Raw genomic sequence first — 6,912 nt, 5'->3', positions numbered from 1 at the left:
CCCAAATGAGTTGCCGTAGTCAGTTCAATTAACCCTTGATCATTAATCAAGTGCGTTTGCGCGGGTTCAGACTGTGCCAAATGTAAGAATACGTCAGCCCAACTGTTTCCCGCATTCAGCATAACAAGCGCATCATCCTGCAACGCTTGATCAATGGTGCCCGTAAAGTCAGAGACCAATTGTCCCACTTGCTGTTCCTGTGATAACAAACCAAATAGGCTGCCTTGTTCAGCGTGCCAAATTTGGTAGCCAATTTCACCAAGACGCGCCATAGGGAGCGAGGAGGCTGCCAGGTCATTGAGTGTGTCACTGTCTGGTAGCATCCCAAAAATGGCGTGGTAGCTAGTGCTTAGAGTAACCAAGTTGTGTCCAGTTTGCGCGATAAACGAATACGACTCGGTCGCTTGGTACATAAGCCCTACCGCTTCCACATTGCTCAAATTGTCTTCTTTTAAGCTGATGGCATACGCTTTGCCATCATTGATTAACGAAGCATGGCTATACCAATCCCCACTGAAGCTAAAGTTCTGCGTATCGCTCAGATCAATGTCATCAGGGGTAAAGGTCGTGACGATTTGTCCTGCGTTATTTAGTGCAAAGCTCACGTTGCCTTGCACACTTTGACCCCCTTGAAGTACATCATTACCGGTACCACCATATAAGGTATCACTGCCCGTGCCGCCGACCACGGTATCGTTACCACTGTCCCCGTACAGTTCATCGTCGCCGCCTTTGGAACCGATCACATCGTCACCCGCGCCGCCGTGCAGTTCATCGTCGTCTTCACCTAAGACAATGTTCTGAGAATTGGCCCCGGCATAGACAATGTTGGCACCGCCACCGCCACGAATGGTGACATGGTTACCGACAATCACTGCAAACTCGATGTCATCCAAATCAATAATCGTCCCAGCAGGCAAGGCACGGGTATCAATGACCAGTGCTTCTTGGTTCTCAGATGAGTTTGATCCTGTGATACGAATCGGGGTGCTAGACGGCGTTGAGCTGTTTGACGTCAGCGTAACTTGATTGACCCAAAGGTTGTCCGCATTGCCTAGGTTTTCAAGGAAGCGGCTACCAGAGTTTTCCATATCGCTTAAGTCGCCTTCACCGGCCGCACTATCATCGATTAACGAAATCAGATTATCTCGTTGATTTTGCGTGCTGGCGGTGGTGTTTGAACGCGCTGTCATACCGATGCCTGTAGGCAAACTGACCGTCGTCACCACTTGATTGGCATTATTGTTGGCAAAGTGCAACGGCACATCGGCTTCCGGTGTGGTGCTATTGCTGTCGGTGCGGTCACTGGAGACCGGTGCGACCGTTACCTTCTGAATGGTATCACCGCTATCATCTGTTTCTTCCGTCGTAGTCACTTGCGCACCATCGACCTCATCAGGTTCCGGCTGTGGCTCAGGTTCCGGCTGTGGCTCAGGTTCCGGCTGTGGCTCAGGTTCTGGCTGCGGCTCTGGCTCAGGTTCTGGTTCTGGCTCAGGTTCTGGCTGCGGCTCTGGCTCAGGTTCTGGCTGCGGCTCAGGTTCTGGCTCTGGCTCTGGCTCAGGTTCTGGTTCTGGCTCAGGTTCTGGTTCTGGTTCTGGTTCTGGTTCTGGTTCTGGTTCTGGCTGCGGCGCTGGTGGTGGCGATGGCGGATTAGTCACATTCAAAGTGATGGTATTCGGCGTTGTATCCGTTTCATTGCTAGTGCTGTCATCTTCGACAGTGAAGGTAAAGAAATCGCTACCCATCCCAGATGGGTCATACACTAAGTTGCCAATGTCTCCTACCGTAATCCAATCGCCATTATCGACCGCGATATTGCTTAGCGTCAGCGCCCCACTGTTCAGGGTCTGTGAGTTGATTTGTACACGCTTTAACGCATCACCCGTGTCCACATCGCTAAACCCAAAATCGCTGGCATTAAAGGTGTGGGTTTGTGTGGTACGAATAGAAATGGTTTTATCCGCACCTTCTGGCGCATCTGGAGTGCCAGTGATATCAATATTGATAGAGCCTAGGTTGGTGCTGGAGCCATTGTCGTTAAGGGCCAGAGACAGCGTGGCGGCATCATTGCCTTCGGCGTTAAGTGCCGATGTGTATTTCACATGGCTTGCATCGGATAAGTAAGTATTTAATTCACTGAGTGTACCCGTCAGCGTAATACTCGACTGGCCGCTGTTACCAATCTCTACACCGTCAGCATTGGATGCGACTAAAGTCCCAGCGTTAGCGGTCATTGTCAGTACCGCATCACCTATCGCGTCCACATCCTCGATGGTCAAGGCGCCACCATTGGACGTGAGTTGTAGGTTGTTGGCGATATCCTCGGTAACGCTAATATCTGTCATAAGCTTGGTGATGCTAGACGCATCATTCACCGCTGAAACCGCCACAGACACGGTGTTCGTTAGACTGCTGGTATCCGTATCATCGGTCACACTGATACTCACCGTGCGTGTTGACGCAGTGGGTGTATCACCTGTTGGGGTGAAGTTCAGTACTCGTATTAGGGACTGTACTGTCTCAGGTGTAGCAGCAGCATCATCAGTAAAGTTCACTACAAAATCATTACCGGCTGCGATGGCGTTAGCCAGTGTACCGATTTGAGTGCCGTTTACGCTGACAGTTGAGTCTGCAGTTGTGCCGCCAAGGCTTACCACACCATTAGTATCCACCGACAATAAATCGCTTGTGATATCGGCATTGTTGGTCACACTGACTGTCAAGGCGCCACCGTTTAGTGTACTGGAGTCCAGATCGGTTAACGTCGCGTCGCTGTTTAAATCCAGCAGTACGCTATTGCCTTCTGACACACTCACACTGTCGCCATTGAGGTTGCTTAGTACTGGCGGATTAGGCGTCACCGAAATGGTGAAGTCGCCCGCTGTATCTGGATCCCCTGAGTCATCATTACCGTCGCCATCATCTAAGGTCAGGGTGAAAACACGATCGCCCGTTCCAGTCGCAGCAGAGTAGTTCAGATTTTGTAGCAGCGTCTGCACCGCGGCGTTGGTTGCATCGGTGTTCAAGCTAACCGTTAGAGTGTGACCACTTTGGCCATCATTGGTCGCATCGATTGTCCCAATTGCTGTACCACTTACAGAGAGCGTTTCGTTTACTGCAAACGTGCTATCGCCGCCACTTGTCACCGTGCTGCCATCCACACTCCAACTGCCATTATTAATGCCGCCAGATTTGTAGGCGATTTGAAGGGTGCCGCCATTGTAATCAGCACTATCGGCATTACTAACCGTGGCATCATCAAACAAGCTCACATTCTGCGCCCCATTGCCCACAATAATGCTACTAGTTTCAGTGAACATATTGCTGATTACAGGGGCATCATTAACACTTGTGACTGTAACCGTGCTGCTGAGATTCGGCGCGCTACTGTTTGTGCCATCACCACTATCAGTAACGCTGGTAATGGTCACAACACGGTTTCCGACAGTGGTTGGATTATCCGAGGTATTGCGATAAACCATCGCGTCGATCAAGGTCTGAATTTGCGCGTTAGTGAGCGAGGCCCCAGTAAAACTCACGGTAGCCGTGGTATTTGTGACAGCGACAGAGATGCTTAGGTTATTGGTGTTCGTAGAGGCAATATTATTGCCATTGGTCAGTGCTAGGTCAGAGCCATCGATGGTTAAAATCTCATCTCTGCCGTCTTGCACATTGGTAACCGTTAAGGTCATACCTGTAAAGGTTTGATTGCCATAGGTGGTTTCGATCACATCAGCAGTGACGGTATGGTACAAGTCACTTGCGCCTTGGCCTTCAAGATAGCTTGGGGTTTGCCCAGTAGCGGTTAACGTCGGCGCATCGTTAACGCCTGTGACACTGACCGTTGTGGTAGAGGAGGGGCCAGTATTGTCACTGCTATCGGTTGCGCTGATGGTAAGAACACGATCACCGGAGGTAACATCGTTGCCAGTTTGCTCAAAGGTCAGCGCTGTTAGAAGCGCCAGATACTCTGCTTTAGTGGCCGAGCCCGATAATGAAATCAGCTGGTCAGACGTGTAATCAACGGTAATGCCATTGACCACCTCATTGTCAGAGTGACCAGTCAGTTTAATCTGATCATTGCCCTTCGCGCCGGATGTGATCTCGATGCTCATAGCCTTTAGATTGGCATCGTCATCATCAATCGTTGCGTCCCCATCAATAATACTGATAGCACCATGACCCTCAGTAAAGCTGACGCTGTGGTTTGCACCGTCTGCCGCGCCATTAAGGTCTAGCTCTGGGGCAGCGGTGACATCAAATGTCCAAGTATTGCTGCTGACCGCATCGGCATCACCATCGTTGACCGTGAAGCCTACCGTAGTATAGCCACTACCATAAGAGTTGGTTGCCGCTTTAAAGGTCAGCTTGCCATCGGCAATATCGGTCGCGGATACCGTATCGCTATCTTGCAGTGCCTCCTCGCTGCCATCTAACAGGCCGTTTTTGTCACTGTCGACCCATAATGTGCCTGAGGTAGGGGCCGTGCTCACAGTGATTTGAGCTAATGCATCGCCGATATCCACATCACTAAAGCCAACATCACTTGTACTGATAGTCAGCGCGGTATTCTTTTGTGCGTTCAGTGTTTTATCAGAAGCAGTCGGGGCATCATTTAAAGTGCTGACGGTTAGGTTTGCCATTATCGTGTCAGCAGAAAACTCTGACGTATCTCCATTGGTTGCGGTCGATACTTTACTGGCTGAGGCATTAGTGGATGCTGAGCTTGAAGAGCCATCCCAAGCACGTAAGGTGAGCGTTGCGGTTTCGCCGTTTGTGTTATCAGGCACATAACGAATCCATGAGTCGGCATCAAGCAGCAGAGATGACGCATCGCTGACCGTGCCAAATACCGCCCAATTGCTATTGTCTGTGGAATATTGCCACGCCCCATTGCCTGATGCAGCGCTAATGCCAACACCTAAGGTCGCCCCCTCGCTATCATCTGCAGTTAAGCTTGATAATAGTGACGAGACTTGTGTCGCAGATGAAGCCGAGTCTTCATCCGTCGGGGTGAAACTGTAAGGACTACCGGAAAGCGTTGGCGCATCATTAACCGCTGTCACGGTAATCGAAAAGGTTTGACCTGTCAGAGCTTCGGCGCTGTCTTCACCACCGTCCGCAAGGCTAAAGCCAATACTATCCGACGTGGTTTCGCTGCCATCGTGCAGGTATTTAACCTTGCCATCATTAATATCTTGTTGAGTAAAAGTAGCGTTTTGCGCGAGCGCTTCGTCGCTATCAACTTCTCCATCACTGTCGGCGTCTAAGAATAATTGCCCATTGCCAGGTTCAGTGGTAACCGTATAAGTAAGACCAGCTCCTTCATCGTCAGGATCGCCTTCGTTAAGCGCTGTATTGGCAATAGTAACAACCGAACTTTCATTAACGGTAATTCCAGTGTTTGTCGCTACCGTTGGTGCATCGTTTACAGCGCTAATATTAATCGTGATCTCTGGGTTACTGGCTAGGTTGGCTGTACCATCAGTCGCACTGATCGTGATCGTTGCCGCATTGTCCCCATCGGCGTTAGTGGCCCCCGTGTATTGGATTTTGGCGGGGGTATCTAAGTAAGTATTAATACTGTCAGCTGTACCTGAAAGTGTCAGCGAGTTAGTGCCTGAGTTAGTGACTGTTACACTACCAGCGGATGTCGCAGCTAAGGTGCCTGCAGAAGCCGTTAAAGTCAAAGTTAGAGTATCGCCGTCTACATCAGTAAACGTTACAGCAGATAACCCCACGCTAGACGCAACATCTTCTGTTACCGTGATGTTAGAAGGTGCATTAGAAATGGTAGGGGGAGTGTTTGGTGGCGCAGTCGTTGCGACATCTAATTTTGTGGGAGAGGCTTGAAGGTTTGGTGTACTTTCATCATCCTCGGCTACGACATAAATATCGTAATCGGTACTAGCAGTTAAGCCACTTAGATTAAACGTATTGGAAAAATTACCAGAAGAAACGGCTTGGCTTCCAGAAGTGATTGCAGTTGCTCCACGACCATTACCATCATCATACGTTATGCCTGCTTTGACTTGCTCTGCTGATGGGGCAAAAGCGTCATTAGCGACAACGATATAATAGATCTTACCGCCTTCATTGATATCAACAGCTAAATTTAAGCTTTCATGCGAGATGTTGCTAGTCGAAGGCGATGAGTCGAATGTAGGGGCAATGTTATCATTTGGAATGGTAAATTTTATTGAATCTACAAGACCCTTGAAAGAGTTGCCCGAGTCAAATGTGATGGTGATTTGAGAAACTTGCGAGAAGTTAACAAGAATCGTTTGGCCTTGATACTGTGGAAGGGAATTAGAACTTACGGCAGAGCCATTATTTGGAGAGATCTTAATGACTTGATTGTTGGTATCAAAATGGCCTACCGCGATTTCTGATATATCAATTGGAGTGTTAAAGTCAATTACTATAGAACCGCCATTACCTTGCGTAAGTAAAGTTGAGCCTGTAGATCCAGCTTCACTTCCTACGTTACTTACAAGCAATGTATTTGCAGCAATTCTAGCGGTAAGTTGGACTCCTTCAACGGTATGTTGAACAGTTGAAGTGCCAGACCCAATTGTATTAGGTCCTTGCTCAAAATCAAATGTCGCAGAAGCAAGTGTATGCTTAAAAAGCAATGCTTTTACATTTACTGATTCAATGTTTCCACTATGTGATTCAAGTTGCCAGTCACCACCGTTATCTATAGCGCCGGTCAAATCATCCGACGCGGCGATATCTGCTCCGGTCACTTGCGCCAGTTGGCCAATAAAGTTGACACCCGTTTGATCGGCGGCCACATTACAGCCATATAGCAGGATATCGCCATCCTCGGTCAGTACATCACCAATCTGACTAAGTTGCGCTTGGTATTGGCTAAGGCTGTCAGAAGAGAGCGTCGCCGTACCGAGTTGC

Annotated in this window: 1 protein-coding gene; it reads right to left on the bottom strand. The window is 49.1% G+C overall.

Annotated features, from left to right (window positions below; all coding sequences use genetic code 11):
* On the bottom strand, positions 1-6,912 hold a 6,912-nt coding region (locus ACN0RF_RS13350), incomplete at both ends, for a DUF4347 domain-containing protein (protein ID WP_417439400.1).

The sequence above is a fragment of the Idiomarina sp. genome, from assembly GCF_048260185.1.
In the GTDB taxonomy this organism is placed as follows: domain Bacteria; phylum Pseudomonadota; class Gammaproteobacteria; order Enterobacterales; family Alteromonadaceae; genus Idiomarina.
This window is presented reverse-complemented; position numbering and strand designations above follow the sequence as displayed.